We start from the raw sequence: 281 nt of genomic DNA on the forward strand, positions 1-281 counted from the left end.
GAGGGAGACATGTCGCGCAGCCGGCTGGGTCAGGCGGCTGCCGAGCCGCAGGATGAGGCCTGCATCCGCCGCCTGGGCGCTGGCCATGTGGCCTTGGCCAAGGGTGAGAAGTGGCAGGGCAACGAAGGGCAAGGCCTGATCCACCGCTCGCCGCAGCCTCCGGCCGGCGAACGACGCCTGCTTCTGACGCTGGACTGGCTGGCCTGAGGCGAGCGCTCCATGCCAAGGACGCCGCTGGTCGGCCAGGTGCCGGAGACACCGGTGGGGCAAAAAAAAGCCGG

At 70.1% G+C, this 281-nt stretch carries 1 protein-coding gene; it reads left to right on the forward strand.

Annotated elements, in window-relative coordinates; genetic code table 11:
* On the forward strand, nucleotides 1–207 hold a 207-nt coding region (locus J0A65_RS27185), incomplete at its 5' end, for a DUF1826 domain-containing protein (protein WP_206597263.1).
* Between the last annotated feature and the right edge of the window lie 74 nt (nucleotides 208–281).

This window comes from Bowmanella yangjiangensis (assembly GCF_017255015.1).
Classification (GTDB): domain Bacteria; phylum Pseudomonadota; class Gammaproteobacteria; order Enterobacterales; family Alteromonadaceae; genus Bowmanella; species Bowmanella yangjiangensis.